Source organism: Streptomyces apocyni (genome assembly GCF_009739465.1).
Classification (GTDB): Bacteria; Actinomycetota; Actinomycetes; order Streptomycetales; family Streptomycetaceae; genus Streptomyces; species Streptomyces apocyni.
The window spans coordinates 1-314 of record NZ_WHOM01000018.1 but is presented as its reverse complement, the minus strand read 5'-3'; the positions used below and the strand labels follow the sequence as shown (position 1 = coordinate 314).

The following is a 314-nucleotide window of genomic DNA, read 5'->3' as shown; positions in this document are numbered from 1 at the left end:
TGGGCGGGCAGGCCTTGGGCGTGGCGGTGTTGGGCGAGGGAGTCGAGGAAGGTGTTGGCGGCGGCGTAGTTGGCCTGTCCCGCGTTGCCGATGAGTCCGGCGATGGAGGAGTAGAGGACGAACGCGGAGAGGTCGAGGTGTTTGGTCTGCTCGTGCAGGTTCCAGGCGGCGTCGACCTTCGGGCGCAGGACCGCGTCCAGACGTTCGGGTGTCAGGTCCGACACCACGGTGTCATCGAGTACGCCTGCGGTGTGGATGACGGCGGTGAGGGGGTGTTCGTCGGGGATTTGGGTGAGTGTGGTGGCTAGGGCGTT

Annotated in this window: 1 protein-coding gene; it reads right to left on the bottom strand. The window is 66.6% G+C overall.

Annotated features, from left to right (window positions below; genetic code table 11):
* A partial coding sequence (locus tag GCN81_RS00070; RefSeq protein ID WP_156721308.1) for a KR domain-containing protein occupies nucleotides 1-314 on the bottom strand: 314 nt, incomplete at both ends.